Origin of the sequence: Marinobacter pelagius, assembly GCF_003315345.1 — a bacterium.
GTDB lineage: Bacteria > Pseudomonadota > Gammaproteobacteria > Pseudomonadales > Oleiphilaceae > Marinobacter > Marinobacter pelagius_A.
In genome coordinates, this window is the sequence record NZ_QNRO01000005.1 from 169,326 (window position 1) to 196,307 (window position 26,982).

The 26,982-nt window shown below is 62.5% G+C and carries 23 protein-coding genes; 12 read left to right on the forward strand and 11 right to left on the reverse strand.

The annotated features are described in order from the left end of the window. Positions 1-2 precede the first annotated feature (2 nt). Together DET50_RS06850 and moaB are read right to left on the reverse strand one after the other, a co-directional pair. On the reverse strand, positions 3-1,217 hold the full coding sequence (locus DET50_RS06850; RefSeq protein WP_113862129.1) for a molybdopterin molybdotransferase MoeA: 1,215 nt from the start codon (positions 1,215-1,217) through the stop codon (positions 3-5). A 13-nt stretch (positions 1,218-1,230) separates the two neighbouring features. Further along, positions 1,231-1,806, reverse strand: coding sequence for a molybdenum cofactor biosynthesis protein B (gene moaB, locus DET50_RS06855; RefSeq protein WP_113862130.1), 576 nt, complete (start codon positions 1,804-1,806; stop codon positions 1,231-1,233). 370 nt (positions 1,807-2,176) lie between these two features. Here moaB and rho point away from each other — a divergent pair, with 370 nt between their 5' ends. From rho to DET50_RS06870, 3 genes are all read left to right on the forward strand, one after another. Further along, complete coding sequence (gene rho, locus DET50_RS06860) at positions 2,177-3,439, forward strand: transcription termination factor Rho (RefSeq protein ID WP_091997492.1); 1,263 nt, start codon at positions 2,177-2,179, stop codon at positions 3,437-3,439. A gap of 239 nt (positions 3,440-3,678) precedes the next feature. Continuing rightward, on the forward strand, positions 3,679-5,166 hold the full coding sequence (ubiD, locus tag DET50_RS06865) for a 4-hydroxy-3-polyprenylbenzoate decarboxylase (RefSeq protein ID WP_113862131.1): 1,488 nt from the start codon (positions 3,679-3,681) through the stop codon (positions 5,164-5,166). Between the two features lie 13 nt (positions 5,167-5,179). After that, a complete protein-coding gene (locus DET50_RS06870; protein WP_113862161.1) occupies positions 5,180-6,169 on the forward strand; it encodes a 2Fe-2S iron-sulfur cluster-binding protein in 990 nt (329 codons plus the stop codon). Positions 6,170-6,224: 55 nt separating this feature from the next. Here DET50_RS06870 and DET50_RS06875 read toward each other — a convergent pair whose 3' ends face one another. From DET50_RS06875 to DET50_RS06900, 6 genes are all read right to left on the reverse strand, one after another. After that, positions 6,225-7,466: a heme biosynthesis HemY N-terminal domain-containing protein gene (locus DET50_RS06875; RefSeq protein ID WP_113862132.1), complete on the reverse strand. Its 1,242-nt coding sequence runs from the start codon at positions 7,464-7,466 to the stop codon at positions 6,225-6,227. Beyond that, the gene (locus DET50_RS06880) at positions 7,463-8,584 is read right to left on the reverse strand and encodes a uroporphyrinogen-III C-methyltransferase (protein ID WP_113862133.1); all 1,122 of its coding nucleotides are present in this window, start codon (positions 8,582-8,584) and stop codon (positions 7,463-7,465) included. The genes DET50_RS06875 and DET50_RS06880 overlap by 4 nt, the downstream gene beginning before the upstream one ends. Positions 8,585-8,592: 8 nt before the next feature. Continuing rightward, positions 8,593-9,405, reverse strand: a complete 813-nt coding sequence (locus DET50_RS06885) for a uroporphyrinogen-III synthase (protein WP_113862134.1) — start codon at positions 9,403-9,405, stop codon at positions 8,593-8,595. Then, entirely contained in the window at positions 9,386-10,327 is a 942-nt protein-coding gene (hemC, locus tag DET50_RS06890) for a hydroxymethylbilane synthase (protein ID WP_113862135.1), read from the reverse strand. Before hemC ends, DET50_RS06885 begins: the two co-directional genes overlap by 20 nt. Positions 10,328-10,406: 79 nt before the next feature. After that, complete coding sequence (locus DET50_RS06895) at positions 10,407-11,168, reverse strand: LytR/AlgR family response regulator transcription factor (RefSeq protein ID WP_113862162.1); 762 nt, start codon at positions 11,166-11,168, stop codon at positions 10,407-10,409. Positions 11,169-11,199: 31 nt separating this feature from the next. Then, entirely contained in the window at positions 11,200-12,288 is a 1,089-nt protein-coding gene (locus DET50_RS06900; protein WP_181799942.1) for a sensor histidine kinase, read from the reverse strand. A gap of 55 nt (positions 12,289-12,343) precedes the next feature. On the opposite strand from DET50_RS06900, the gene argH reads away from it, so the two are divergent. Further along, a complete protein-coding gene (gene argH / locus DET50_RS06905) occupies positions 12,344-13,753 on the forward strand; it encodes an argininosuccinate lyase (protein WP_113862136.1) in 1,410 nt (469 codons plus the stop codon). Positions 13,754-13,775: 22 nt separating this feature from the next. On the opposite strand, the gene DET50_RS06910 is transcribed toward argH, so the two are convergent. Further along, entirely contained in the window at positions 13,776-16,217 is a 2,442-nt protein-coding gene (locus tag DET50_RS06910) for an EAL domain-containing protein (protein ID WP_113862137.1), read from the reverse strand. A gap of 142 nt (positions 16,218-16,359) precedes the next feature. On the opposite strand from DET50_RS06910, the gene lptM reads away from it, so the two are divergent. Genes lptM through xerC form a run of 5 tightly spaced genes read left to right on the forward strand, consistent with a single transcriptional unit; the run spans position 16,360 to position 20,464 of the window. After that, the gene (gene lptM / locus DET50_RS06915; protein WP_113862138.1) at positions 16,360-16,530 is read left to right on the forward strand and encodes an LPS translocon maturation chaperone LptM; all 171 of its coding nucleotides are present in this window, start codon (positions 16,360-16,362) and stop codon (positions 16,528-16,530) included. A gap of 35 nt (positions 16,531-16,565) precedes the next feature. Beyond that, positions 16,566-17,816 (forward strand): diaminopimelate decarboxylase, encoded by a 1,251-nt coding sequence (lysA, locus tag DET50_RS06920; protein WP_113862139.1) that lies wholly within the window; start codon positions 16,566-16,568, stop codon positions 17,814-17,816. A gap of 14 nt (positions 17,817-17,830) precedes the next feature. Further along, positions 17,831-18,745 carry a diaminopimelate epimerase gene (dapF, locus tag DET50_RS06925; RefSeq protein WP_113862164.1) on the forward strand — a complete coding sequence of 305 codons (915 nt, stop codon included), beginning with the start codon at positions 17,831-17,833 and terminating at the stop codon, positions 18,743-18,745. A gap of 17 nt (positions 18,746-18,762) precedes the next feature. Then, a complete protein-coding gene (locus tag DET50_RS06930) occupies positions 18,763-19,509 on the forward strand; it encodes a DUF484 family protein (protein WP_113862140.1) in 747 nt (248 codons plus the stop codon). 40 nt (positions 19,510-19,549) lie between these two features. After that, entirely contained in the window at positions 19,550-20,464 is a 915-nt protein-coding gene (xerC, locus tag DET50_RS06935) for a tyrosine recombinase XerC (protein ID WP_404932723.1), read from the forward strand. Here the strand turns inward: xerC and DET50_RS06940 are convergent. Beyond that, positions 20,458-20,691 carry a DUF2789 domain-containing protein gene (locus tag DET50_RS06940; RefSeq protein ID WP_113862141.1) on the reverse strand — a complete coding sequence of 78 codons (234 nt, stop codon included), beginning with the start codon at positions 20,689-20,691 and terminating at the stop codon, positions 20,458-20,460. The genes xerC and DET50_RS06940 overlap by 7 nt on opposite strands. A 95-nt stretch (positions 20,692-20,786) precedes the next feature. On the opposite strand from DET50_RS06940, the gene DET50_RS06945 reads away from it, so the two are divergent. Next, positions 20,787-23,576: an ATP-binding protein gene (locus tag DET50_RS06945; protein WP_113862142.1), complete on the forward strand. Its 2,790-nt coding sequence runs from the start codon at positions 20,787-20,789 to the stop codon at positions 23,574-23,576. An 11-nt stretch (positions 23,577-23,587) separates the two neighbouring features. Here DET50_RS06945 and DET50_RS06950 read toward each other — a convergent pair whose 3' ends face one another. Further along, the gene (locus tag DET50_RS06950) at positions 23,588-23,953 is read right to left on the reverse strand and encodes a hypothetical protein (protein WP_113862143.1); all 366 of its coding nucleotides are present in this window, start codon (positions 23,951-23,953) and stop codon (positions 23,588-23,590) included. A gap of 203 nt (positions 23,954-24,156) precedes the next feature. On the opposite strand from DET50_RS06950, the gene DET50_RS06955 reads away from it, so the two are divergent. Together DET50_RS06955 and DET50_RS19715 are read left to right on the forward strand one after the other, a co-directional pair. Then, positions 24,157-24,759, forward strand: a complete 603-nt coding sequence (locus tag DET50_RS06955) for a hypothetical protein (protein ID WP_113862144.1) — start codon at positions 24,157-24,159, stop codon at positions 24,757-24,759. A gap of 59 nt (positions 24,760-24,818) precedes the next feature. Then, on the forward strand, positions 24,819-26,981 hold the full coding sequence (locus DET50_RS19715) for a patatin-like phospholipase family protein (protein WP_113862166.1): 2,163 nt from the start codon (positions 24,819-24,821) through the stop codon (positions 26,979-26,981). The last annotated feature ends 1 nt before the right edge of the window (position 26,982 follow it).

The following is a 26,982-nucleotide window of genomic DNA, read 5'->3' on the forward strand; positions in this document are numbered from 1 at the left end:
AATCAGCTCATCAGCTCCGCAAATGAGTAATAGGTCAGCTCGTCCCCGGCTTTCACCGTGGTGTTTTCCGGAACCACGGCAAGCCCCTCTGCCCAGCAGGCGGAACTCAGTACACCGGAGCTCTGGTTCGGATAGGCAACAATCTGGAGCTCGTCGCCCGATACCTCTTTCCTGGCACGCACGAATTCACGCCGAATGGATGTGGATTCCACGTCAAAGCCGGCCGGGAGTCGTTCGCCCACAGGCCAGGTCTTGTGGCGCCCCTGGCATTTCCGGATATAGGGCATGCCGACAATGAGGAAGGTCACCAGAACGGTGGCGGGATTGCCCGGCAGACCCAGGATCGGGGTGCCGTCGATGGCGCCAAATGCCAGGGGCTTGCCCGGCTTGATCGCCAGCCGCCAGAGCGAAAGCTGACCCTGGTCCTCCAGCACCGCCCGGACATGATCTTCCTCGCCCACCGACACGCCACCGGTGGTGATCACCAGGTCCGCCTCGGAGGCTGCGCGCTTGAGTGTTTCCCGCGTCGCGTCCCGGTTGTCTTTCAGGGTCTCGCAGAGGGTGACCTCGCAGCCGGCCTGAGCGAGCAGGCCGAGCAGGGTGAATCGGTTGGAGTTGTAGATCTGGCCGCCGGCGAGCGGCTGGCCCGGGTCCACCAGTTCATCGCCGGTGTTGAGCACCGCCACTTTCAATCGGGCGAGTACCGACACCTCGCCAAAGCCCATGGAGGCAATCAGCCCCATTTCCTGCGGGCGAATCGGAGTGCCCCTGACCAGGGCCATATCACCCTGTTTCAGGTCCTGGCCCCGACCACGGATGTTCTGGCCCCTGGCAACCTCGGCCTGAACCAGGATGCCGTCGTCGGTTACTTCCACCCTTTCCTGCATCACCACGGCATCGGCCCCCTCGGGGATTTCCGAACCGGTGAAAATCCTGGCAGCGGTGCCTTCGGCCAGCGGGATGGGGGCCTCCCCGGCGGCGATCCGGCCGGAAAGCGGGATTGGCTGACCGGACTTGAGGTCAGCCTGGCGGATCGCGTAACCATCCACCGCGCTGTTATCAGCGGGCGGCACATCAGCCGGCACGTGCAGGTTTTCAGCCAGCACACGGCCCAGGCTCTCGGTGAGCGGCACGGTTTCCACCCAGGAAATCTCCGGTGCCCGGTCGAGAATGTGGGCGATGGCGTCGTCGACGGAAGTCAGGTTTTGGCCTGCCATGGGTCAGCTCCTGTTATTTGGTTGCCCGGTTACCGATGACCTGCTGCAAGCGGGGGAACGCCTCGTTCGCCGGCTTGCGCAGGGTCAGGGCGGTAAAGTTGCAGGGCTGGTGTCGGCTGTCCAGCTGGCTCTTCAGGATGCCCTCCCAGCCGGTGCGGCAGGCGTTGGTGGAGCCGGGCAGGCAGAAGATCACCGTGTGATTGGCCAGGCCACCGAAGGCCCGGGACTGGATGGTCGATGAGCCGATTTCCTCGGCGGAAAGACGGCGGAACTCCTCGCCGAAGCCTTCGATGGCCTTGTCGAACAGTGCCGAAACGGCTTCCGGGGTGCTGTCGCGTTCGTGGAAACCGGTGCCGCCGGTGATGATCACCACGTGGACCTCCGGATCCGCGATCCACTGGGACATGATCGCCCGGATAAGGTAGACGTCATCCGGCAGAATCCGGCGGGTAATCAGGTTGTGGCCTGCCTCTACCGCGCTGTCTTCAAGGTACTGACCTGAGGTGTCCTGCTCCAGTCCGCGGGTGTCGGAGACGGTGAGGATGGCTATGTTCAGGGGTTTGAATTCGTTGGTGCTTTCGCTGCTCATGGCTGGGCTCCGAATTGTCAAAACTGGAGGTGATGGAATTTTCTCCAGTATCCGTATTGGCGGTGGATAATGGAAGAGGAGTAACCCCAGAGGGGGAGGTATCAGGCCGGTCTTGCACCCGTTTCATGGTAATTTGGTCTAATTTTGGTCAGTGCACTTGACATTCGCGTCCAAGGTGGCCGATGATCCTTCTTGCCCGGCGAACGGTTGTTCCCACTCTACTGGCTTCAGCAAACTATTCCGGATTCCACAACACCGGCTTGCTCCATCTGGCCAGCACCTGTTTCAGCTTTTATTTGTTCAATACGTTCAGGGGCACCCCTGTCATTCCAACACTCGTTTATTTCCATTCCTGAAAATCCAACAAACTATGAATCTTACTGAACTCAAGCAGAAATCCGTGCCCGAATTGCTCGAAATTGCGCAAGAGATGGGCCTCGATAACCTGGCTCGTTCGCGCAAACAGGATGTGATCTTCACCATCCTGAAGAAACATGCCAAAAGTGGCGAAGACATCTATGGCGACGGCGTACTGGAGATTCTGCAGGACGGTTTCGGCTTCCTCCGTTCCGCCGATGCCTCCTATCTGGCGGGTCCGGATGATATCTACGTCTCCCCCAGCCAGATCCGTCGATTCAACCTGCGTACCGGCGATACCGTGGCCGGCAAGATCCGCCCGCCGAAAGACGGCGAGCGTTACTTTGCCCTGCTGAAAGTTAACGAGATTAACTTCGATAAGCCGGACAACGCCCGTAACAAGATTCTGTTCGAGAACCTCACACCGCTGTTTCCCCAGGAGCGTCTGGTCCTGGAAGCCGGTAACGGCAGTACGGAGGATCTGTCTTCCCGGGTCCTGGACCTGGTGGCTCCGATCGGCAAGGGCCAGCGTGGCCTGATCGTGTCTCCGCCCAAGGCCGGTAAGACGCTGTTGATGCAGGGGATTGCCCAGTCGATCACCCGGAACAACCCGGAATGTCACCTGATGGTGCTGCTCATCGATGAGCGTCCGGAAGAAGTGACAGAAATGCAGCGTACCGTGCGCGGTGAAGTGGTGGCGTCGACTTTCGATGAGCCGCCGGCCCGTCACGTGCAGGTTGCCGAGATGGTGATCGAGAAGGCCAAGCGTCTGGTCGAGCACAAGAAGGATGTGGTGATCCTGCTGGATTCCATTACCCGTCTGGCCCGGGCCTATAACACGGTGATTCCGTCCTCCGGCAAGGTATTGACCGGTGGTGTGGATGCCCACGCCCTGGAGAAGCCGAAGCGGTTCTTCGGTGCGGCCCGGAATGTGGAAGAGGGCGGTAGCCTGACCATCCTGGCGACGGCGCTGGTGAACACCGGTTCCAAGATGGACGAGGTCATCTACGAGGAGTTCAAGGGTACCGGTAACATGGAGGTACACCTGGACCGCAAGATCGCCGAGAAGCGGGTTTATCCGGCCATCAATATCCGTAGCTCCGGCACCCGCCGTGAGGATCTGCTGATGTCCGAAGCGGATATCCAGCGTATCTGGATCCTGCGCAAGCTGCTGCACTCCATGGACGACGATACCGCGGCCATCGAGTTCCTGCTGGACAAGCTCAAGGACACGAAGACCAACGAAGAGTTCTTCCAGTCCATGAAGCGCCGGTAATCACCGGCCTCAGCGCTTCTGATTTCGGGGGCGGGTGTCTTCGGGGGCCTCCTCCGGAGACACGCCGTGAACCCATCCCTGGGGGCTTGGTCTTGCCATCCCTGGCAAGACACAGTCTCCGGAGGACGCCCCCGAAGACACCGTTCTGATTCCCTGCGCGCGCCGTATTCCGGACTTCCGAGAAGGTCCAAAGGGCGGCAAACTCCGTACCAAAAGGCCAACCTAGAGCGGAGCACACGATGAAATACAACGACCTGCGTGATTTCATTCATCAGCTGGAGAAGCTGGGTGAGCTGAAACGGATCAGCGTGGAGGTCGACCCCCACCTGGAGATGACCGAGATCTGTGACCGCACCCTGCGGGCAGGTGGGCCGGCGTTGTTGTTCGAGAATCCCAAGGGTTACGACATGCCGGTGCTGGCCAACCTGTTCGGGACTCCGAAGCGGGTGGCGCTGGGGATGGGGCAGGATAATGTCACGGCGCTGCGGGAGATTGGGAAACTGCTGGCGTTTCTGAAGGAGCCGGATCCCCCCAAGGGGTTCAAGGATGCCATCGAGAAGCTGCCGCTGTTCCGGCAGGTGATGCGCATGAGCCCCAAGGTGCTTCGCTCCGCGCCCTGTCAGGAGGTGGTGATCGAAAAGGATCAGGTGGATCTTTACCAGATTCCGGTTCAGCACTGCTGGCCCGGGGATGCCGGTCCGCTGGTGACCTGGCCGTTGGTCATCACCCGTGGCCCGCACAAGGAGCGGCAGAATCTGGGGATCTACCGGCAGCAGGTGATCGGCCGTAACCGTCTGATCATGCGCTGGCTCAGTCATCGTGGTGGTGCGCTGGATTTCCGGGAGTTCCAGAAGGCCAATCCGGGTAAGCCCTACCCGGTAGCGGTGGCGCTGGGGGCGGACCCTGCCACGATTCTCGGGGCGGTGACGCCGGTGCCGGATACCCTGTCCGAGTATGCTTTTGCCGGGCTGCTCCGAGGGTCGCGAACCGAGCTTGTGAAGGCCGGGTTGAGTGACTTGCAGGTGCCGGCCAGTGCCGAGATCGTGCTGGAAGGCTTTATCTATCCGGACGATATGGCGCCGGAGGGGCCGTTTGGTGACCATACCGGTTATTACAACGAGGTGGATCAGTTCCCGGTGTTCACCGTGGAGCGGATTACTCACCGCCGGGATCCGATCTATCACAGCACTTACACCGGTCGACCACCCGATGAGCCAGCGATCCTGGGCGTGGCGTTGAACGAGGTGTTTATTCCGATTCTGCAGAAGCAGTTTCCGGAGATCGTGGATTTCTACCTGCCGCCGGAAGGCTGTTCCTACCGGCTTGCCGTAGTAACCATGAAAAAGCAGTACCCCGGCCATGCCAAGCGGGTGATGATGGGGGTATGGTCGTTTCTGCGGCAGTTCATGTACACCAAGTTCGTCATTGTCACCGATGACGACGTGAATGCCCGCAACTGGGAAGACGTGATCTGGGCGATCACCACCCGGATGGATCCGGTGCGGGACACCACGATGGTGGAGAATACGCCGATCGACTACCTGGATTTCGCCTCGCCGGTGTCGGGCCTTGGCTCGAAGATGGGGATGGACGCCACCAACAAGTGGCCCGGTGAAACTGACCGGGAGTGGGGCGAGCCCATTGCCATGACCGATGAGGTGAAACAGCGGGTGGATGATATGTGGGACAGCCTGGGGATTGAAATTCCGGGGGCTCGCCCTGATTGAGAAGGACAGTTATTTGCATCGGGTAGTGCTGTGGCCGTCAGGGTTGTGTTATTCGGTGGATCCCGACGCCGATCTGCTCAGTGCCGCGGCGCAGGCAGGTATTGCCGTACCGGCGGCCTGTCGTAACGGGGTCTGTGAGATTTGTGAGGCGCAGTTAGTGTCCGGCGCCGCCCTTAATACCCGTAATCAACGTGAAATTTCGATTGGTGAGCGGCTGATGATGTGTCGAACCCACGCGCTCGCCGACCTGGAACTGGAGATAGGCGCCGTTATGGCAGCAGGAAACAATCAGCCCCGCAAGGTGCAGGCAAAGGTGGTGGATGTCCGGTCCATCAGCCACGACGTTTACCGGGTGGAACTGGAGATTCCCCGCCGCCGGGAGTTGTCTTTCCATGCCGGGCAATACCTGTCGGTGAATCTGCCGGATGCGGATCCCTGTTATTTTTCCATTGCCAGCAGTCCTTCCGAACAGAACATCGAACTGCACATCCAGGCCTCTCCGGACTGGGTGTCGGCGCAGAAGGTGATCGACGCTTTGACCTCCGGCCAGGATGTGACCCTGGAGTTGCCCCACGGCAAGGCCTGCCTGGCGTCAGCCCCGGAGAAGCCGGTGCTGCTGGTGGCCGCCGGTACCGGCTTTGCCCAGATGAAGAGCCTGGTGGATTACCTGCGCGAGACCAATTTCAATCACCCCATCAAACTCTACTGGGGCGTGCGCAAGCATGAGGACATGTACCTGCGCACCCTGGCCCAGCAGTGGGAGCAGGACTGGCCGCCGTTTACCTTCCTCCCGGTGGTCGGGGATGACGAGGATAATGACTGGGGTGGCCACCATGATCAGCTGGTGCGTGCGGTGCTCGCTTCCGGCATGGACTGGAACAATGTCGAAGTGCATGCCAGTGGGTCGCCTACCATGGTGTATACGCTGATGGATGCGCTGATTGAGGCGGGGTTGCCTCAGGAGGCGTTTTTCTCCGACGTACTGGAGTACGCGCCGAGGTGAAAATGGGGTCAGAAGAAAGCTTTCTTCTGACCCCGTCCTGGATATACCCCCAAGTTCAGGCCCTCGGCATCGGCAGCTCGGGCAGCCCGTTATCCTGGGCCAGCCCCTGCATCATCAGCTTGATGCTCAGCTCTTCCTCGCCCATGTGGGCATTCAGCCGGCTCAGTTCTGCCAGGGCCTCACGGCTGCGGCGCAGGCGCAGGCTGGTTTCGAAATACTCCCGGGCCTTGCCCCACAGCTCGTTGCGCAGGCTCAGGCGGCCCAGGGCCAGCAGGAGTTCGGGATTGTTGGGGCGGTCCTTGAGCCATTGCTCGGCGAGCAACAGCTGCTCATCCGTTTTCTGTCCCTCGAGCCGCCCATAGAGGTTGATCAGCTCGTCACTCCAGTGGTTGCGCAGTACCTTCCGTAGCAGTGTTTCGGCCTGGGCCTCCTCGCCCAGTCTGGCCAGCAGGCGGGCATAATCCCGGATGGTGTATTCATCCCGGCGCAGGAACCCGGGAAGCTCGTCCCACAGGCGGGTGAGGGGTTCCAGGGAGGCTTCCGGATCCGCCTTGCGGGCCCGTTTACATTCCTCGGCCGCCTGTTCCAGCAGGTTGTGCCAGACTTCGCGCTCAAGCTCGTGGAACTCCGTCTCCGGCAGGACATCCCGCTTACGCAGTTCCGGCAACAGCCTGGACAGCTCCCGCCAGTCCTCGAGCCTCAGGTAGGTGTTCTTCAGCAGTTTCAGAACGAAGGGATGATGCGGTGACTGTTTGCGCAGCCTTATCAGCGTGGCGAGCGCCTGTTCCAGGCGGTTGCCCGCCAGTTGCAGCTGGGCCTGGGTGATACCCACGGCAAGATCCGAGCCCGGGGTGCTCTCGAAAGCCTGTCGCAGCAGGTCATCCACCGCCTCATGGTCGCCGGATTCGAAGGCCGCCTGGGCTGCGGCCAGGTAGTTGATCAGCGGGGTGTCGGCCTTGTCAGCGGCGGAGGTCAGCAGTTTCCGGGCCCTGGGCCAGTTACCTTCGGCCAGCGCCAGCAGCCCCTGAGTGGTGCGGCGTCGGGCGCGGCGTTCGTTGCCCCGTGCGATCCAGCCAGCCACCACGCCGGTGCCCTGGCGGAAACGGCGGATCAGGTTGATGGCGACCACCGCCAGCACTACCAGCGCCACAAACAGCGCCAGCCCCACCCAGAAATTGGTTTCCACCAGGTAGTGGCCGAGACTGACCCGGATATAACCCAGATCATATTGCAGGCCGAGCGCCAGGCCGGTGCCGATCAGCAGGGCAACCAGGATAATAAGCAGCAGGCGGATCATGATTCCGTGCCTCCGGCGTCGGCACTGGTCTCCTCGCCGTCGCCGCCATTACCATCGAGCCGGCCGGCCAGACGCTGCTTGAGAAGGTCGAGGGATTTGCTGATGTCCGGCAGTTCCGGATCGACGTTCCGGGTGGCCAGCTCCGCGAGCGTATCCGACAGTGCTTTCACCCTGGGATTTTCCGGGTTGTACCAGTCGCTGACAGCCGTCCGGGCCTTGGCGAGGGCGCGCTCATACAGGGCCTGGTTGCCACGCAGGACGGCCATTTCCGCTTCTTCCAGCATCAGCTGGAGGTTGAGCCGGGCGTAGGCACTCTGGTCCGGTGACAGCAGGGGTTTGACCGGCTCATCCAGCCGGCGTACCACCACGACCCGGCCGAGGGTATCGGTGAACTGGCTCCAGGCCTGGGCCAGCAGGCTCGGGCCGCCTTCGCTGGCGTCCAGGGTGGCGCCGCCGTCACCGCCTACGAATCCGGGAGCGGATTCGTGGATCAGGGCCTGATCGGTGAGCTGGTTGACGCTGTCGATGGCGGCTTCCAGGGTGAGGTAAAGGCCGGTCCGGTCGACGTTTTCAATGCTCTTCAGAGCGAGGATTTCTCTGGCCAGTTGCTCGCGGACGGGATAGACGCCGATGTCATCGGACTCGGCGAGGACCTCGTCGGCGGCCCTGAGAGCCGACAGGGCGCCACCAATATCCTTCTCGATCTGCAGGCGCTGGTTGGCGATCCGGATCAGATATTCCGCCTCGGCGAGCAACCAGTCGGTGCGGGTGCGGTTGCCGGCTTCGAGCAACTCCCGGGCGTTGTGGTCAATCTGGCGTTGCTGGGTGGCAATCAGCTCGCGCTGGGCCGCCAGTTTTTCCTCCAGGGCCTGGAGTCTCTGCGCCTGTTGGCTGCCCCGGTCGCCATACAGATCTTCCAGTTGGCGGGTATCCTGTTGCAGGCTCTCGATAGTCTGTAGCGTAGCTTGATGCGCCTGCCATTGCTGCCAGCTCCACAGGGCCAGGGCAATGGCGACGACCAGTGCAACAATCGCAAGTAACCACAGGGGCCAGAGCTTCTGGCGGCTGGGCTGTTCCCGGGGAATGGGAGCGGGCAGTTGATCGGTTGTTTCAGTCACGGGCGTCCTTACGTTTTATTTGCGGCGCCACCGTTTCTGCCATAAAGCTGTGCTGTAACAGTGGCCACGATGTCATTATCGGCAAGACTTCCTGGTACACACGGTTTTTCGAATCCCGCCCCTCGGGCCGTCTGGGCCACACGTTCGGCGGGAACGATCAGTAACCTATCGTATAGATTATGGCCGCTCTTCGCACATAGTGCGATGAGATTGTTCAAGGTTTCCCCGGACAGTGCCACGATAACCTCCGGCGCGAACTGGCCGAGGGCAAGGTTCACCTGCTCCGGGGAATGGTCCGGACAGAACCGTCGATACAGAGGCAGCAGGGTGACCCGAGCGCCTCTTGATTCCAGGGTCTGGCGGATCAGTTCACGCCCGTCCTCGCCCCGGGCAATCAACACCCGCTCTCCGTCCGGCCGGGCCAGGGAAGGGAGTTCCAGCAGGGCTTCACTGGTCCAGCCGCTGGCTGGCCGGCGCACTGACAGGCCGTGACCGGCGAGGACTGCCGCGGTGCCCGCGCCGACTGCATACCAGCGGATACCCATGGGGATCTGGGGCCACCAGGTGTCGATTTCCTCCAGCAGCCGGCGGGCGGCGTAGGGGCTGACGGCGATAACATGGGTGAACTGGTCCAGATTCAGGATCGTGGTGCGGTTTTCCGGGGTTTCCGGCAAGGGCTCCCGGTCAATCAGCGGCAGGATCCGGGTTTCGGCGCCAGCGGATTCGAATGCCCGCGCAAGGCGCCCCGCTTCCGGCTCCGGCCGGCAGATCAGCACCCGCCGGCCGGCCAGGTCTGGCAGATCAGCGAGGGGTGTGACCATAGATTTCCGCCAGTACCTTGTCTGCCCCCATGGCCAGCAGGTCTTCAGCGAGTTCCCGGCCCAGGCGTTCGCCCTCGCTCCGGGGTGCACGACCTTCCACCCGGAAGATCTGCTCGCCGTTGACTGCGCCTACCAGGCCGCGCAACCAGAGCATATCTTCGTCTTCCAGCAATGCATAGGCGGCGATGGGTACCTGGCAGCCACCCTCCAGGCGACGGTTCAGTGCCCGCTCGGCACTGACCCGGTCCCACGTGTCGGTGTGGTTCAGGGGTGCGATCAGTTCCAGCAGTTCGGTGTCATCCACGCGGCATTCGATACCGAGGGCACCCTGGCCAACGGCGGGCAGTGACACCGTGTCCGGCAGGCAGTAACGGATACGGTTGTGGAAGCCCAGGCGCTTGAGGCCGGAGCTTGCCAGCACAATGGCGTCGTATTCCTCGGCGTCGAGCTTCGCCAGCCGGGTATTCACATTGCCACGAAGGACCTTGATCTGCAGGTCGGGGCGGTAGGCCCGCAGCTGGGCTTCCCGGCGCAGGCTGGCGGTACCGACCACGGCACCGTCCGGGAGGGCATCCACGGTTTCGTACTTGTTGCTGACGAAGGCATCGGTCGGATCCTCGCGCTCGCAGATGGCCACCAGTCCCAGGCCTTCCGGGAACTCCATGGGCACGTCTTTCATGGAATGCACGGCCAGGTCGGCGCGGCCATCGAGCATGGCTTCCTCGAGTTCCTTAACGAACAGTCCCTTGCCCCCGATCTTGGCCAGCGGCACATCCAGGATCTTGTCGCCCTGGGTCTTGATCTTGACCAGTTCCACGCTGACGTTGTCGTGCAGGCGCTCCAGTTCGGCCTTGATGTGTTCTGCCTGCCAGAGCGCAAGGGCGCTGCTGCGGGTTGCGATGCGAAGGGTACGTTTGGACATGGCACTCACTGTCGGTTGGGAAAATGTTCGCCAAGGTTAACGCGTGACGGCAGAAATGTCCCGTGGGGAAAAACCGCAGTCAGCCGGGCTGGTGCTCCTGCAACCACTGGCGCACATCGGCGGCGTGGCGTCGGCTGACTGCCAGACGCTCGGGCCTGTCCCGCAGGATGATCCGGCTCTGCCCTTCGGAGGTGCGCTCCAGTGCCTTGACGAAGCGCACGCCCACCAGGGTGTTGCGGTGAACCCTCAGAAGTTGGTCTGGATAACTGGCTTCCAGTTCCTTGAGGGTGTAGTCGGAGACCGTCTCACCACCCAGGTGGTGGATGGTGACGTACTTCTGGTCTGCCTCGCAGTAGAGAATGTCTGCCAGGTCGATCAGCTCCGTGCCCCGGTGGGTCCGGACTGCCAGCTGGTCGTTACTCTGTCTGGTGTTGCCGACCAGCTGCTGGCGCTGGACCCGATTGACCCGGCCAACCCGTTCAAGGGCCTCGGCCAGGGCTTCCTTGCGCACCGGTTTCAACAGGTAGGCGGTGGCCTGCACGTCGAATGCCTGGATGGCGTAGTGATCGTAAGCCGTACAGAAAACCAGTGCTGGCGGGTGCTCCAGCTGGCTCAGGCGAGCCGCCGCCTCCATGCCGTCCATGCCCGGCATGCGGATATCCAGCAACAGGATGTCGGGCTCCAGTTCGGCGACCTGCTGCAGCGTGCTGTCGCCATCGGCGGCTTCACCACAGATGCGATAGCCGGGCAGGGCGTCAACCAGTCGCCGGAGGCGCTCCCTGGCCAGGGGCTCGTCATCGGCAATCAGGATATTCAGGTTGTGGTTGCCGTTTGCGGTCATGGTGTCTGGTCTGCTCATAGGCGTTTGTTTATTACTGTTGGCTGGCTTTCCGCCGGGGCAGGCGCAGCGTCACGGTGTAGGTTTCGTGCTGCTGGCTGTGTTTGAGCACCGCAGGCTCGCCGAACAGCGCCTGCAACCGTGACTGGATATTCGCCAGCGCAATGCGGTTACCCCGGTGGCGACGCTGGTCCTGTTCCGGTTTCGGATTCTGCACCATAAGGTAGACAAACTCACCTCGTGCGGAAATCTCGATCCGGACGGTGCCCCCTTCCGGCCGTGGCTGGATGCCATGGTAGATGGCGTTCTCGATCAGCGGCTGCAGGGTGAGGGGCGGAACGGCCTGGCGCTCCAGTCCCGGGCTGACGGCCCAGTCCACCTGCAGGCGCTCGCCCAGGCGCAGGCTTTCGATGGCCAGGTAACGACGACACAGTTCCAGCTCCCGGGCCAGCGGGATCAGCTGGTCGGAGGTGCGCAGGCTGGCCCGGAACAGTTCGGAGAGGTCCAGCACCGCCTCTTCGGCCTGTTCGGGGCGGGTGGCAATCAGGCTGGCGATGGTGTTCATGCTGTTGAACAGGAAATGTGGCTGGATCCGGGCCTGAAGCGCCGCCAGCCGGGCCCCCATCTCGGCTTCCCGCTGGGCCTGCCACTGGTGCTGGAGGTAGAAGTAGCGCAACACCATGAGCACGATCAACAGCGCCACCAGAAGTTTCTTGGCAATGCCCTGCCACTTGGTGACGCCGGGCTCGGGATGCAGGACCCGATCGGCAAACAGGCTGAAGGCGAGGACGTCGGCGAGCACAATGGCAACGATAAGCAGGGTCGAGCGGGTGACCGTCATCCGCGCCAGGCGGCTGCGCAGCAGGCAGATCAGGGCGGCGCTGGTGAGGGTGGTCCACTGGACGAACAGGGACAGCAGGCCGAAATAGTTCCAGTCGATCCAGCCGGTCTCGGTCTGCACGATCGACAGAACCAGCACGAACAGTTCGCTGGTGACCAGAAGCAGGAATACGGCCCGGACCCGGCACAGGTCCGGGACAAAGAAATCATGACTGCTCACACTTTTGTCGCCGTTCAGGGGTGTCTCCTTTGCACCGGTCAGAATGCTATAATCCCGCCACATCAAATGTACCCGTTGCCCGCAGATGATGCCGGGCCGTCAGCAGGAAAGATAGACCATGACGGATCAGAAAAAGTCTGACCAGACCACATCCTCCGAAAAACCCTGGGGCGGGCGCTTCAGCGAGCCCACTGATGCCTTTGTCGAGCGCTTCACCGCGTCCGTGGGTTTTGACCAGCGCCTGTATCACCACGACATCACCGGTTCCATCGCCCACGCCACCATGCTGGCGGAAGTGGGTGTGCTCACTACCGAGGAGCGGGACCAGATCATCGAGGGGCTGAAGGGTGTGAAGGCCGACATCGAGGCCGGCAACTTCGAGTGGTCCGTGAGCCTTGAAGACGTGCACATGAACGTCGAGGCACGGCTGACCGATCGCATCGGCATCACCGGCAAGAAGCTGCACACCGGCCGCAGCCGGAATGACCAGGTGGCCACTGACATCCGCCTGTACCTGCGCGACGAGATCGATGTCATCGCCGAAGAACTCAACCGCCTGCAAACCGGCCTGCTGGACCTGGCCGAGCGTGAGGCCGATACCATCATGCCCGGTTTCACCCACCTGCAGACCGCCCAGCCGGTCACCTTCGGCCATCACCTGCTGGCCTGGTACGAGATGCTGGTCCGCGATGGTGAGCGCCTGCAGGACTGCCGCAAGCGGGTCAACGTGATGCCCCTGGGCGCCGCTGCCCTGGCGGGCACCACCTATCCCATCGACCGGGACATGACTGCCCGGCTGCTGGGCTTCGACCGGCCGACCGAGAACAGCCTGGATTCGGTCAGTGACCGGGACTTCGCCATCGAGTTCTGCAGTTTCGCGGCGCTGCTGATGACCCACCTGTCCCGTTTCAGCGAGGAACTGGTGCTGTGGACCTCCGCCCAGTTCGATTTCATCGACCTGCCGGACCGCTTCTGCACCGGTTCTTCCATCATGCCCCAGAAGAAGAACCCGGATGTGCCGGAGCTGGTGCGCGGCAAAACGGGCCGGGTCAATGGTCACCTGATCAGCCTGCTGACCCTGATGAAGAGCCAGCCGCTGGCCTACAACAAGGACAACCAGGAAGACAAGGAGCCGCTGTTCGATACCGTCGATACCATCAAGGGCTGCCTGAAGGCCTACGCCGACATGATTCCGGCGATCCGCGCCAAGGCGGACAACATGCGGGTGGCGGCCAAGCGCGGTTTCTCCACTGCCACCGACCTCGCGGATTACCTGGTCAAGAAAGGTGTGCCGTTCCGGGATGCCCACGAGATCGTTGGCAAGTCGGTGGCCTTTGGTGTGGCGGAAGGTCGTGACCTGTCAGAGATGACCCTGGAAGAGTTGCGCCAGTTCTCGGACGTGATCGGTGAGGACGTATTCGATGTGCTCACCCTTGAAGGCTCGGTCCAGGCCCGCAACCATCTGGGTGGCACGGCGCCGGAGCAGGTGCGGGCCGCTGTCGCCCGGGCCCGCAAGCTGCTGGGCTGAACGGGGATATCCGGTGTCTGGCTCAGCCGCCCGGGTGACCGGATGAGAGACCGATCACCCCCGGTGTCAGGTCCTCCAGTGGCCGGGGATCTTCCAGATGGGAGCCCTGGCCGAAATGAATCCCGAGGGTCCTCACTCTGCGGAGGGTGTGGTCGCTTTCAATGTGGGTGGCGACCGTGGTTTTACCCGCCGCCTCGGCAATCCGGTGCAAGGCTTCCACCATGACCTGTTGCACCGGATCCTCCTCCAGTTTTTCCATCATCCGGCGGTCCAGCTTGATGATATCCACCGGCAGTTTTGCCGCCAGGCTGTAGCTTTCCACCGAGGCGCCTGCTCCTTCCAGTGCCACCCGGCAGCCAATCTTGTGCAGGGCATCACACAGGATGGCAACGTCGTCCGGATACTGGGTAGCGTGTTCCTCTCGGATTTCCAGGCAAAAATATTCCGGCGAGAACGGCGAGTTGGCCAGTTCGCCTTCGAGGAAGTCGGGAAAGGTGTCATCAAGCACGCTGGTGATGGAGAGGTTGAAGCCACAATACTTGATGCGCGGCTCCAGCAGCTCGTGTTGCGACAGCCAGTCCAGGGTCTGGCGGATCACCTGGCGGTCCAGGCGCTTGGCCAGGTCAAAGCGTTCGGTGACCGGCAGGAACTGGTCCGGTTGGAGCTGGCTTTGACCATCCCGGAGAGCCGGGATGCGGCACAGGATCTCGATATGGTCGCCCCAGGTCGCGCTGGCGACAGGTTTCAACGCCTGGTATTCCAGTAGCAGCCGATCGTTGTCCAGGGCTTCCCGGATCTGATCCAGCCGTTGGGCAATCAGGTTTTCATCGATGTTGGAGGCAATCGCCCGGGCGGTGTGAATCCGGTTGCGTCCGGACGTCTTGGCGGTATGGCACAGGTCCGCGGCCTGGGTCAGCAGCTTTTCCGGATCCCCGGGAAATTCTTTCTCCATCACCAGCAGCCCGCCGCTGACGGTGGTCTGCAGCATGCTTCCCTGCCATTCGAAGACAAAGCCGCGCACCAGCTCCCGGATATCGTCGGCAATCTTGCGGGCCCGGGGCTCGGGGCAGTTCTCGATGAGCAATACAAAGGTATCGCCGGATAACCGGGCCAGGGCATCCCGTTGCCGTATCCTCACCCCGAGATTGCCGGCCAGCTCCCTCAGGTAGCGGTCGCAGGTACCGCTGCCGGCGGTTTCGTTGAAGCGGTTGAAATCGTCCAGGTCCAGGTAAAGCAGGCTGTCGACGCTGTCCCGGTGGGTTTTCTGCTCCAGGGTCCGCAGCAGGCGGGCCAGGAATTCCCGGCGATTCATCAGGCCGGTGACCGGGTCACGGCGGATCCGGTCACCGGCTTCGCTCTGGCTGATCCGGGTGTGGGTGTTGCGGCCAACGTGAACGGCGCCGAGGATGTCGCCCTGAGCGCTGGTCAGGCGCTGGTAGTGGAATTCGTGGATCGGCAGTTCGCGATTCTGGTGGGCCAGGGGCATCTCCACCACGAAGCTGCCCCGCTCGAACGCCCGCTGCCAGAGCCGCTCGATCAACCGGCGTTCGTTCGGATGCTCCCGGAGCAGTTCTCTGAGATTGTCGCCGGCGGCAGGTGCTTTGCCGAAGGTCTGGGCAAACTGGCTGGCGTAGGCCTGATTGCAGTGCAGGAGGGTCAGCCGGGTGTCCACCGCTGCCACCAGGTCGGGGGTTGCCTGGCCGGTGGCTTCCAGCAGCCGATGGCAATGGTCCAGAGCTTTTTCCTGTTCCATGATCGCGGTGCGATCCACCAGGGTGCCGACCAGTCGGTGGATGCGCCCCCCCTTGCGCAGTGCCCGGCCATCCAGGGTCATGCGGCACTGCTTCTGTCGTGCTGTCAGCACATTCAGTTCCAGGGAAAACGGCTGGCCGGTGCGCATGCAACGCCGGAACAGGGCCCGCACCCTGGACTGGCCCGCCTGGCAGTAGAACAGCGCCTGTTCCGGCGTGATGTCCAGGCCCGGCCGCAGCTCCAACAACTGGTAGATGCCTTCACTCCAGGTCATCTCGTTGCTGGTGATGTCCAGTTCCCAGAGTCCGAACCGGGCAAGGTTTTCAGCGGATTTGAGCAGGCACGGATCCACGCGGGAGGCATCGGCGAGGGCAATGGTGGCCCGGGCCGCCTGGTCGGAGTCGTGGATGGCCTGCTTGAGACTGAGCTGGGCGGTAAAGAAAAAGCCTTCCCGGTGCCGGAAGGTCACCAGAATGTGCTGCCCGCCCTCGATCTGATGGCGGTTTACCGGTGCAAACGGGTCGTCCTGGCGGGAAGCCAGGATGCGATGGACCGGCTGCCCCACCAGCTCCCCGGCCTCGTATCCCAGGACGGCTTCGGACTGGTGATCAACCTGCACCACGGTGCCTTCGTCGTCGATTCTCAGCAGCGTCTGGCGACCATCCTGTGGTGTCTGGTCTGGCCGGTAGCGGCGAATCACGAATTCTTTCACGTGCGGGTAGCCTCAGGTGTAGGACAGTGGCTCCATGATACTGATACTGCCATGGAAAAGAAGCTCCGGGTCCGGTGCAGTGTCTCGCCCGCTGCCATGGGTGTCAGGTATACTGCGCCAAAGCAACTTTCCGGGGGCGCCCATGCCTTTTCGACTTTTTGCGATTTTCAGCCTCGTGTTTACCCTGTTGCTGGCAGGCTGTGGCCAGAAGGGCCCGTTGTACCGCGACCAGGGTGGAACCACGGCCAGCGAGGCGGTCCGGGCCGTGACCGACGGCCAGGCCGAGGAAGACCGTGAACAGAGTGATAACTGAGCAACCGCGTACCCGCTTAACGAATCAGGACATCCATGGACCACTTCAACTACCGTAACGGCGAGCTCTACGCCGAAGACGTCCCTGTCTCCGAAATCGCCGAGCGCTTCGGCACGCCGGCCTACATCTATTCCCGGGCCACCCTTGAGCGCCATTACCGGGCCTACGACGACGCCCTGGAGGGTCGTCCGCACCTGGTGTGCTATGCGGTCAAGGCCAACAGCAACCTGGCGGTACTGAATGTGCTGGCCCGTCTGGGTGCCGGTTTCGATATCGTGTCTGCGGGTGAGCTGGAGCGGGTGCTCCGGGCCGGCGGCGAGGCCGGCAAGGTGGTGTTCTCCGGCGTCGGCAAGCAGGAGTGGGAAATGAAGCGTGCCCTGGAAGCGGGGGTACGTTGCTTCAACGTGGAATCAGACACCGAACTGGACCGCCTGAACCAGGTGGCTGGCGAGCTGGGGGTTAAGGCTCCGATCTCTTTGCGGGTCAACCCCGATGTCGATGCCGGGACCCATCCCTACATTTCCACCGGTCTGAAAGAGAACAAGTTCGGCATCGATATCGCCGAGGCGCCGCAGGTCTATGCCCGGGCCGCGGCCCTGCCGAACCTGGAAATCCACGGTGTGGATTGTCATATCGGGTCCCAGCTGACTTCGGTATCGCCGTTCCTGGATGCCCTGGACCGGGTGCTGGCGCTGATCGATGCCCTGGCCGAGCAGGGTATCCGGATCCGCCACCTGGACATGGGCGGTGGCCTGGGTGTGACCTATGACCAGGAGCAACCGCCACAGCCGTCAGATTATGTGAAGGCCCTGGCGGAACGCCTGGGTGACCGTAAGCTGGAGCTGATCCTGGAGCCGGGGCGCTCGATCGCCGCCAACGCCGGGATTCTGGTGACCCGCGTCGAATTTCTGAAGTGCACCGAACACCGCAATTTCGCCATCATCGATGCCGCCATGAACGACCTGATTCGTCCGGCCCTGTATAGCGCCTGGCAGTCCATCATTCCGGTCCGGCCACACCAGGACGGCGAAGAGAAAGCCTGGGACCTGGTGGGGCCCGTGTGTGAAACCGGGGATTTCCTGGGCAAGGACCGGCAGTTACGGTTGCAGCCGGGAGACCTGCTGGCGGTTCGCTCCGCTGGCGCCTATGGTTTTGTTATGAGCTCCAATTACAACACCCGCAACCGTCCCCCCGAGCTGATGGTGGACGGTGACCAGGTTCACGTGGTTCGTCGCCGGGAAACCCTGGAGGACCAGCTTGCCCCTGAAAGTTGTCTGCCGGAATGACCAGGGAACAGGAGATGAGTCAGCAGCGACGCAGCCAGGGTCCAGCCCTCCGGTTCACCAAGATGCATGGCCTGGGCAACGACTTCATGGTGGTGGACGCCATCAGCCAGCCCTTCCGGCTGCGTCCGGAGATGATCCGGGAACTGGCGGACCGGAATTTCGGTATTGGCTTCGATCAGTTGCTCGTGGTTGAGCCTCCCGGCCTGCCGGACGTGGATTTCCGTTACCGGATTTTCAATGCCGACGGTTCGGAAGTGGAGCAGTGTGGCAACGGTGCCCGCTGCTTCGCGCGGTTCGTGCGGGACCAGCGCCTGACCAACAAGAAGGTCATCCGGGTCCAGACCGCCGGGGGTGTAATCGAGCTGCGGGTCGGGAAGGACGGCATGGTCATGGTCAACATGGGCGTGCCTGAACTCAATCCGCCGGCAATCCCGTTTGCCGCCGACTGTCGAAAGGATGTTTACACCGTGGATGTGGACGGCCAGACCGTGGAGCTCAGTGCGGTCTCCATGGGTAACCCCCACGGCGTGCTGGTGGTGGATGACGTCGACACGGCGCCGGTGGAAACCCTGGGGCCGTTGCTGGAACGCCACCCCCGTTTCCCGGCCCGGGCCAACATCGGGTTCCTGCAGATCCTCGATCGTGGCCATGCCCGTTTGCGGGTGTTCGAACGGGGCTCCGGCGAGACCCTGGCCTGCGGCAGTGGTGCCTGCGCCGCGGTGGTGGCCGGCAATATCCGGGGCTTGCTCGACCAGCGGGTGGAAGTGGAGTTGCGCGGTGGCAAGCTGGTCATCGAATGGCAGGGTGAGGGGGCGCCTGTTATGATGGAAGGCCCTGCGACAACAGTGTTTGAAGGGCAGTTGCGACTGCCAGGTGACAACCATACCCGCCGCCGCAAGAGCGGTCGTTCCAACAGACAACGGTCCTGACAGCCCGGGAGAACGCGATGACAGAGCAGACGGTCCGCAAGAAGGCCGAAGACCTCACGCCAGAACAGGTGGCCGACTACCTGAGGGCCAATCCTGACTTCTTTGTTGAGCAGGATGAGTTGTTGCGCAGCCTGACCCTGCCCCATGACAGCGGGCGCGCCATCTCGCTGGTGGAGCGACAGGTGCATCTGTTCCGCGAGCAGCGCGATACCCTGCGCCGGGAACTGGTTGAACTGGTCTCCATTGCCCGCCATAACGACCGACTGTTCGAGAAAAGCAAGCGGCTGCTGATGCAGGTGATCGAGGCCCGCACCCTCAACGACATGGCCGCGGCCATCGATGACTCCATCCGGGGCGATTTTGGCCTGGATGCCGCCTCGGTCCTGCTGTTCACCGATCAGGACCTGCCGGAAGCGTCCCAGGGTGCTTTACACGTGGTCGGTCCGGAGCGGGCCCGGGAACGGTTAGGCATGCTGCTGGACGGCGAGCGGGCGGTCTGTGGCCAGTTCCGGGAGAGCGAGCGGGAGTTCCTGTTCCCGGACCGGGAAGAGCCGATTGCCTCGGTTGCCCTGGTGCCCCTGCGTCGGGAGGAACTGGTGGGCGTGTTTGCGGTGGGAAGCTGCCAGCCCGGCTACTTCGATCAGAGCATGGGGTCGTTGTTCCTGAGTTACATCAGCGACACCCTGAGCCGCCTGCTGCCTCCCATGATCCAGCGCCACACCGGCGGTGCGCCGGTGACCGATATCACCGCGGAGTCCCGATAGCGTGTCAGTGGGGGCCGTCGCCACGATGTTGCCCGATTCCCTGCAGGAACCGCTGTCCCGGTTCGTTCGCCACCTGGCCTCCGAGAAGCGCCATTCGCCACGTACCTGTGACAGTTATGAGCGGGATCTGAACCGGCTGGCGCTCTGGCTGGCGGAGTCCGGCCGTGACCAGTGGCGGTTGCTGCTCAGCCATGACCTGCGCCGTTATGTGGCGGTCCTCAGTCGGCAAGGGTTGAGCGGTCGCAGCATCGCCCGCCATCTTTCGGCCATTCGCCGGTTCTACAACTTCCTGCTGCGGGAACGGCTGGTGGCGGACAATCCGGCGGTGGATGTCCGTGCCCCCAAAAGCGGCCGCCGTTTGCCCCGGGTGGCAGATGTGGACCAGCTCAGCCAGTTGCTCGATGCCAGTCCTGACGATCCCCTCGAGGTGCGGGATCTGTGCATGTTCGAGCTGATGTACTCCTCCGGTTTGCGGCTGTCGGAACTGGCGGATCTGAATCTTGAGGCGCTGGACCTGCGAGCCGGGGAAGTGCGCGTAATCGGTAAAGGCAACAAGGAACGGGTTCTGCCGGTGGGGCGCAAGGCGGTGGACGCTATCCGGGCCTGGTTGTCGGTGCGACCGGAGCTGGCGCCGGAAGGCGAGAAGGCGGTCTTTGTCAGTCGACGGGGGGATCGGCTCAGCCGTCGCAGTATCCAGTCCCGGCTGGGGCGCTGGGGTATTACCCGCGGTGCCGACCAGAAATTGCATCCGCACCTGTTACGGCATTCCTTCGCCAGTCACATGCTGGAGTCCAGTGGCGATCTGAGGGCGGTCCAGGAACTGTTGGGCCATGCCGATATCGCCACCACCCAGGTCTATACCCACCTTGATTTCCAGCATCTGGCGCGGGTCTATGACCAGAGTCATCCCCGGGCCCGGCGCAACAAATCCGGACCCGGTCCCGACGATCAGTGACGCATCATTGCGTCCAGCTCGTCGATGATTTCGGCCCAGTCACTGTCCTCTTCCAGCCCTTCTTCCAGGAAGTGGGACTGGCTTTCCGACCAGAACGGAGCATCCTGCAGGGCAATCTCCTGCGGGAGCGGGGAATGCCGGGCGACAAAGTCCTCGATGCTTTTGTCATCGGAGGCCAGGCCGAGTTGCTCGAACAGGGTGCTCAGGGAATGTTTGCTGGTGTCCATGGAGTACTGTCTCCTGGTTGAGAGTGTCTGAATGAAATCGCCAACGTTTGCAGGTATTGTTCACTGAACTTTAGCGAATCCCGGGAGGATATCCAGTGAAGGTCGTCCTTCGCTCCCTGTTACTATGCAGCCTGCTTGGCCTGTTTCAATCCCCTGTCCTGGCGGATCCTCCCCAGCCCTCGCCAGCGCCGGTGCTCGGCCAGCCTGATCTTGAGTGGCTGCAGCAGCAGGAACGTTTCGTGGTGGGCGTCCGGGGCGGGCAGGTACCGCTGGTTTTCGATACCGGAGACGGGGTGCTGGCGGGAACCTACATCGATTATCTGGCCCGCCTGTCGGACAAGCTGGGTGTGCCGGTGGATCCGGTGGTCCTGGATGACAGTGAGCAGCCCGGCGCCGTGCCGCCGGAGACCGATGTGCTGCTGACCACCCATGCGCCGGGTACCCGGATCGCCGGCGGCCAGCGCATGACCAAACCATTGATGACGCTGACCTATGGGCTGTTTGTCAGCGCCGGTGACGCCGCAATCCAGTCCCTTGCGGATCTGGAGGGTGGGCAGGTCGCCATCATCGACGGCGACGCCAACCAGTACGCCATGCTGGAGCCGGTGGAAGAGTTCCAGCCGGTGCCGGTAAACGGGATCGGTGAGGCGGTCAGCGCTGTCCTCTCCGGCAAGGCCCAGGCGTTTGTCGGACCGGTGCCGGTGGTCTCTGACTATCTGCAGTCGGCCATGATCAACGGCATCGGCCTGGCCAGGCTGCTCGATGACAAGGAGGTGGATGTGGTGCTTCAGGTCCCGGCGAAACAGGGTCGTCTGTTCCGGGTACTCGACAGCGCGATCGCCGCCATCAGTCACAACGAACACAGGGTGATCCGTCAGTCCTGGCTGCAGGCGGATGTCCCGTCCATGGAGCGCAGTGGCGTCGAGCTGTCGGCCACCGATCTGGACTGGCTCAAACGCAATCCCAATCTGCGGGTGGCCTTCCGGTCGGACTGGCCGCCGTTCGAGTATGAGCAGGATGAAAGACCCACCGGCCTGGTGGCGGACCTGGTAACCCGGCTGGAATCCGAGTTGGGCATTCGCTTTACTCGTACCCTGGTCGAAGACCGCTCCCTGGCGGAACAGAAACTGGTCGATGGTGAGGTGGATATTCTGCCCGGTCTGTCCAGAACCCCCCGCACTGAAAACAAGTATCTGTTCACCCGCGCTTACCTGAATGTACCCATTGCCCTGGTGATCCGGGATGATGGCCGGTTTATCGGGGATCTTCGGGAATTGCGGGATGAGCGTGTCGGTGTTGTTAGCCACCATGCCGCCCACGATTATCTGCTGATCAATCATCCCGACCTGAATCTTTATCCCGTGGAGGATGTGGAGGCTGGGCTGCTGGCCCTGTCCAACGGGGATCTGGACGTCATGGTGACCCATATCCCGGCGGTCAGCTATACAGTCGCGCGACTGGGGCTGTCCAATCTCCGTATTACCAGCATTACGCCCTACCAGTACGATCTCAGGCTGGCGGTGCGCAAGGACAACCCGGAGCTGCACCGGATCCTGAACAAGGGCCTGTCAAACCTGGAGGCGTCGGAAACCGAGTCCATCTATAACCGGTGGATTCACCTGGATATCGAACAGGAAACCGACTACACGGTGGTACGACGGGTGGTGCTGATCGCCATCGTGGTGGTGCTGATCTTCCTGTACTGGAACCGGAAGCTGTCCCGGGAGGTAGATGAACGGATCCGTTCGGAGAATGCGTTGCGCCGCAGTGAGGACGAGCTGCGCGCGGCCAAGCTCGAGGCCGAGCGACTGGCCCGGGAGGCCGAGGCCGCAAGCCGGGCCAAGAGTGAGTTCCTGGCCAACATGTCCCATGAGATCCGGACCCCGATGAATGCCGTGATCGGCTACAGCGACCTGCTCAGCAACAGCGTGACCGATCCCCAGCAGCGCAGTTACCTCGACGCCATCCGTGCCGGCAGCCGGAGCCTGCTGATGCTGATCAATGACATCCTGGACCTGTCCCGGATCGAGGCCGGAAAGATGCGCCTGGACTATTCGGCGGTATCCGTGCGCCGCCTGCTGAGCGATGTCCGGCATATTTTCGATCTTCGCGCCCGCGACCAGGGCATTACCCTGGAAGTGAGCGTGGATTCGAGAATGCCCGCGGCCATGATGCTGGACGAGACCCGGTTGCGCCAGGTTCTGTTCAACCTGGTGGGCAACGCCATCAAGTTTACCCACGAAGGAGGTGTGACTGTCCGTGCCACGGCAAAACCGCTGAAAAATGCTCCGGACGAGGATGGCAAAACGACGGAGCGCCAGTTCTATCAACTGGTGGTCACGGTCAGTGATACCGGTATCGGAATAGCTCCGGACCAGTTGGACCGGATCTTCGATGCTTTCGAGCAGCAGGAAGGGCAGAACACCCGGCGCTACGGCGGCACCGGCCTGGGGCTGGCGATAAGCCGCAAGCTGGCGCGCATGATGGGTGGAGACCTGGCGGTGGAAAGCGAACCTGGCACGGGGTCGGTGTTCACCGTGAAGCTGCCGAAAGTGGAGGCGACGGTTGAGCAGGCCGAGGAGGATGGCGAGCCGAAAGAAGAAGAGCGTCTGCTGGCCCAGACCCTGAGCATGCAGGAACGCGGCTGGTTGCGGGAGCAGCTGGCCCGGGACTTTGGTGATGAGTGGAAAACGGTCCGCGAGAGTGGCGACCCGGAACAGATGAAGGATTTTGCCCGCCGGGTTGTGGCCTGGGGGCAGCGCCACCGGTCACCGTCGGTTACCCGCTACGGTGAAAAACTGCTGGCGGATGTGGAAGCGTTCAATCTGGATGCGGTGAACAGTGCGCTGGAGGCATTTCCGAAGCTGCTGGGGCGACAGGGCTGACCTGCCGCTGGTTACAGACAGTCGAACTGGGAGCGCCGGTCAAAGGCCACAGAGACCATGTCGTAGCCGGATTCAGACAGGTTGCGGATCAGGTCGCGATCCTTCAACAGGGTCATGCAGACCTTGTGGACGCTGGCCTGCAGCTGCTCGGTGGGCGGTTCGCCCGCTGCGAAGCGGAAATCCACGATCAGGTATTTGCGATCCACCGTCGCCGCCACCGGAATATCCTCGCGGATGATGCTTTCGTAGCCGATGTAGGTGGCCTGCTGCTGGGGGAAGACCTGGCTCATCAGTACATCAATGTTTTCGGCGTGCGCCATTGGCGCTGCCAGCAGGATGCCGGCGATGACGGTGCGGGGAAAGGTGCGAAGGTTCATGTGTCCACTCCCTGGTTTCCTTTTGGGTAGTGTAACAAAGTGTAACATCTCGTTACAGGCCATTATTGCAGAGTGCGGCGCCAATTACGCCGGCGGTGGCAAAAGTTTTTCAATTGTTTGCAGTCTGGATACAGTCAGTCCGGGCTGCCTCGGGCGGGCGGATCAACTATTCTTTCAAGAGCGAAAACAGTAGGGAGAGAGCCATGTTTCAGCTGGTATTCAAAGGTGAGTGTGTTGCAGGAACCGATGAGCAGACGGCGAGAAATAACGCCCGGGCGCTGTTCAAGGCCTCTGTCGAACAGGTTGAACGGATGTTCAGCGGTCAGCCGGTGGTGATACGCAACAAACTCGAGGAGGCCCAGGCCGAGAAGTACCGGGCGGTGCTGAAAAAGCATGGCATGGTGGCCCATGTGCAGCCCATGCCCGGTGCCCGGCCTGCGCCAGAGTCAACCCGTCCCGGGGTCGAGGATCCGGAGCGCAGCGAACCGACACCCAAACCGAGCGCCAGCGCCCCTGCGCCGGCCAGAGGTGGCGCAACTCCGGAGGTGGAACCGGGGGACCGGTTGCCAGTGGCCGGAGAAAAGGTGGATGACATCCTCGCAGGCAGCGGCCTGAACCTGGATCCCGTCGGGGTGACCCTGGCTGAACATCAGGAAGCCGAGGCACCGATGTTCGAGCACCTGGATGACTGGACCCTCGCGCCGGCGGGTTCGGACCTCGGGGTGGAGCGGGAGCTGCCGCCACCCATGGTCCCGGATGTCTCGCACCTGTCCCTGGTGGACGAGGACGACAAGGACCGGCGTTGAGTGTATCCGGTGACAGGACGCGTCTGTTGAAAGCTCTGGTTATCCTGCTTCTGTGCCTGATGACGCCGGCATCCCTGCTGGCGCAAGAGCGCGAGCGTGCCCGGGTGGGACTGGTGCTCAGCGGTGGCGGGGCCAAGGGTATGGCCCATGTCGGGGTCCTCCGGGTGCTGGAGGAGATGAATATTCCGGTGGATGTGGTGGTGGGCACCAGCGCCGGTTCGGCCGTGGGTGCCCTTTATGCCTCCGGCATGCCGGTTGCCCGGATTGAAGAACGCTTCATTGAAATGGACTGGCTGTCCAGTTTCCGGGACGACCCCGGCCGGGTCTACAAACCGATCCGGCGCAAACAGGATGACTGGCGGTTCCCGGTGCTGCCCGGTCTTGGTGTCCGTGCCGACGGTCTGCATGTCGGGGGCGGCATTGTCGCCGGCCAGAACCTGGGCTTCATTCTCAACGAACTGACCCGGAATGCCGCCCTGGTGGAGGACTTTGACCGGCTGGCGATTCCGTTCCGGGCGGTGGCGACCGACCTGGCCACGGGGGAGCAGGTGGTCATCGGCCGCGGCAATCTCGCCGAGGCGGTCCGGGCGAGCATGAGTATCCCTGGTGTCTATGCCCCGGTGGAGCTGGACGGCCGGCTGCTGGTGGATGGGGGTGTCGCCAACAACCTGCCGGTCAGCGTGGCCAGGGATATGGGCGCGGACGTGATCATCGCCGTGGATATCACCGATCCGCTCATGGATTCCGATGACCTGCGCGAAGCCTTTTCCGTGGTGGGCCAGCTCACCACTCTGCTGACCCGCCGCAACACGGAGCAGCAACTGGATCTGCTTGGTGAGCGGGACATCCTGATCCGGCCAGATCTGCGCGGGCACACCTCGGCGGACTTCTACCAGGCGCCGCTACTGTTCGAACTGGGCGCGACCGCCGCCCGCAACCATGCTGTTGAGCTCAGACCCTTACAGGTTTCACGCACCGACTGGACCGGCTACAAGGCGCGGATGGCCACGAGAACGTTCAGTGCCGGCCCGATTGCCCGCATCGAGATCGAGAATACCCGACGGCTGGCTCGGGATTTCCTGCGGGAAAGGATTCGCCAGCGTGTTGGTGAACCCCTGGATGTCCCGGCCCTGGAGGAGGATCTCAAGCGGATTTACGGTCTCGGCTATTACGAAACCGTTTCCTACTCGCTGTCTCCCTCTCCGGATGGCACCGTGCTGGTTATCCAGCCCCGGGAAAAGACCTGGGGGCCCAATTACCTGTCCTTCGGGCTTGGTTACGAGGACAATTTCGACGGCGAAACCCGTTTCAATATCGCCTCCGCATTGCGCATGACCGAACTCAACCGGCTCGGGGGCGAATGGCATACCGGCCTGCAACTGGGGACCGAGCCCTGGGTCCGCACCCAGTGGTATCAGCCCCTGGACTATGGCTATGACCGGTTCCTGGTGCTGGGTGGCGAGTATTCCCGGGACAATTTCAGCGTCTATGATGAAACGGGCCAGCGAATTGCAGAGGTGGACGTTACGTTCCGCGCGGCAGACCTGGCGCTTGGCATGGAACTTGGCGGTGATGCCGAGGCCAGGCTGACCTACACCCGCGGCTATGCCACGGTGGACGAGGAAGTGGGGGAACCGGTCGCCCCGGATGACGCTATCCACCAGGGCAACGTGACACTGCGACTGGTCCATGATTCCCTGAACGATGCATTCTTCCCGACCGCCGGGGCTTTCGCCGGCGTCAAAGCACGGTTTGAACGGGAAGACCTGGGGTCGGACCGGCATTTTGACTCGGTGACCACGCTGCTCCTGGGTACCGGAAGCTGGCAGGGCCTGACCCTGACGGGCCTGATGTTCGCGGAGGATGTGACCCGGGGCGAGGCCGGGGTTGAGAACCATGTCCGCCTGGGTGGCTTCCGGCGGCTGTCGGCGTTTGCCCCGGGCCAGATCACCGGTGAGAGCGCCGCTATGGCTTCCGCCTACGCCAGCCAGAGTTTTGGCGGGCCGCTGGTGCCCTGGTTTGCCGGTGTCGGGTTCGAGGCGGGCAACGCCTGGGAGTCCCTGAGCGATGCCAGCTGGGACGGTTCGGTCCGGTCCTGGAGCCTGTTTGCCGGGGTGGACACCTTCCTCGGGCCGGTCCAGCTGGCGGGCGCCTACAACAATGCGGATAATTGGAGCGCCTACCTCAACATTGGCTTCTCCTTCACCCAGCTGTTCTATTGAC

Bases quoted from the DNA above. Each gene is read 5' to 3' on its own strand.
- DET50_RS19715 (WP_113862166.1), top strand. From the start codon at position 24,819: ATGACGCCGGCATCCCTGCTGGCGCAAGAGCGCGAGCGTGCCCGGGTG.
- DET50_RS06900 (WP_181799942.1), bottom strand. From the start codon at position 12,288: ATGTGGCGGGATTATAGCATTCTGACCGGTGCAAAGGAGACACCCCTG.
- dapF (WP_113862164.1), top strand. From the start codon at position 17,831: ATGAGTCAGCAGCGACGCAGCCAGGGTCCAGCCCTCCGGTTCACCAAG.
- lptM (WP_113862138.1), top strand. From the start codon at position 16,360: ATGCCTTTTCGACTTTTTGCGATTTTCAGCCTCGTGTTTACCCTGTTG.
- DET50_RS06955 (WP_113862144.1), top strand. From the start codon at position 24,157: ATGTTTCAGCTGGTATTCAAAGGTGAGTGTGTTGCAGGAACCGATGAG.
- DET50_RS06885 (WP_113862134.1), bottom strand. From the start codon at position 9,405: ATGGTCACACCCCTCGCTGATCTGCCAGACCTGGCCGGCCGGCGGGTG.
- ubiD (WP_113862131.1), top strand. From the start codon at position 3,679: ATGAAATACAACGACCTGCGTGATTTCATTCATCAGCTGGAGAAGCTG.
- argH (WP_113862136.1), top strand. From the start codon at position 12,344: ATGACGGATCAGAAAAAGTCTGACCAGACCACATCCTCCGAAAAACCC.
- DET50_RS06850 (WP_113862129.1), bottom strand. From the start codon at position 1,217: ATGGCAGGCCAAAACCTGACTTCCGTCGACGACGCCATCGCCCACATT.
- DET50_RS06930 (WP_113862140.1), top strand. From the start codon at position 18,763: ATGACAGAGCAGACGGTCCGCAAGAAGGCCGAAGACCTCACGCCAGAA.
- DET50_RS06940 (WP_113862141.1), bottom strand. From the start codon at position 20,691: ATGGACACCAGCAAACATTCCCTGAGCACCCTGTTCGAGCAACTCGGC.
- rho (WP_091997492.1), top strand. From the start codon at position 2,177: ATGAATCTTACTGAACTCAAGCAGAAATCCGTGCCCGAATTGCTCGAA.
- DET50_RS06950 (WP_113862143.1), bottom strand. From the start codon at position 23,953: ATGAACCTTCGCACCTTTCCCCGCACCGTCATCGCCGGCATCCTGCTG.
- lysA (WP_113862139.1), top strand. From the start codon at position 16,566: ATGGACCACTTCAACTACCGTAACGGCGAGCTCTACGCCGAAGACGTC.
- hemC (WP_113862135.1), bottom strand. From the start codon at position 10,327: ATGTCCAAACGTACCCTTCGCATCGCAACCCGCAGCAGCGCCCTTGCG.
- DET50_RS06895 (WP_113862162.1), bottom strand. From the start codon at position 11,168: ATGACCGCAAACGGCAACCACAACCTGAATATCCTGATTGCCGATGAC.
- DET50_RS06875 (WP_113862132.1), bottom strand. From the start codon at position 7,466: ATGATCCGCCTGCTGCTTATTATCCTGGTTGCCCTGCTGATCGGCACC.
- moaB (WP_113862130.1), bottom strand. From the start codon at position 1,806: ATGAGCAGCGAAAGCACCAACGAATTCAAACCCCTGAACATAGCCATC.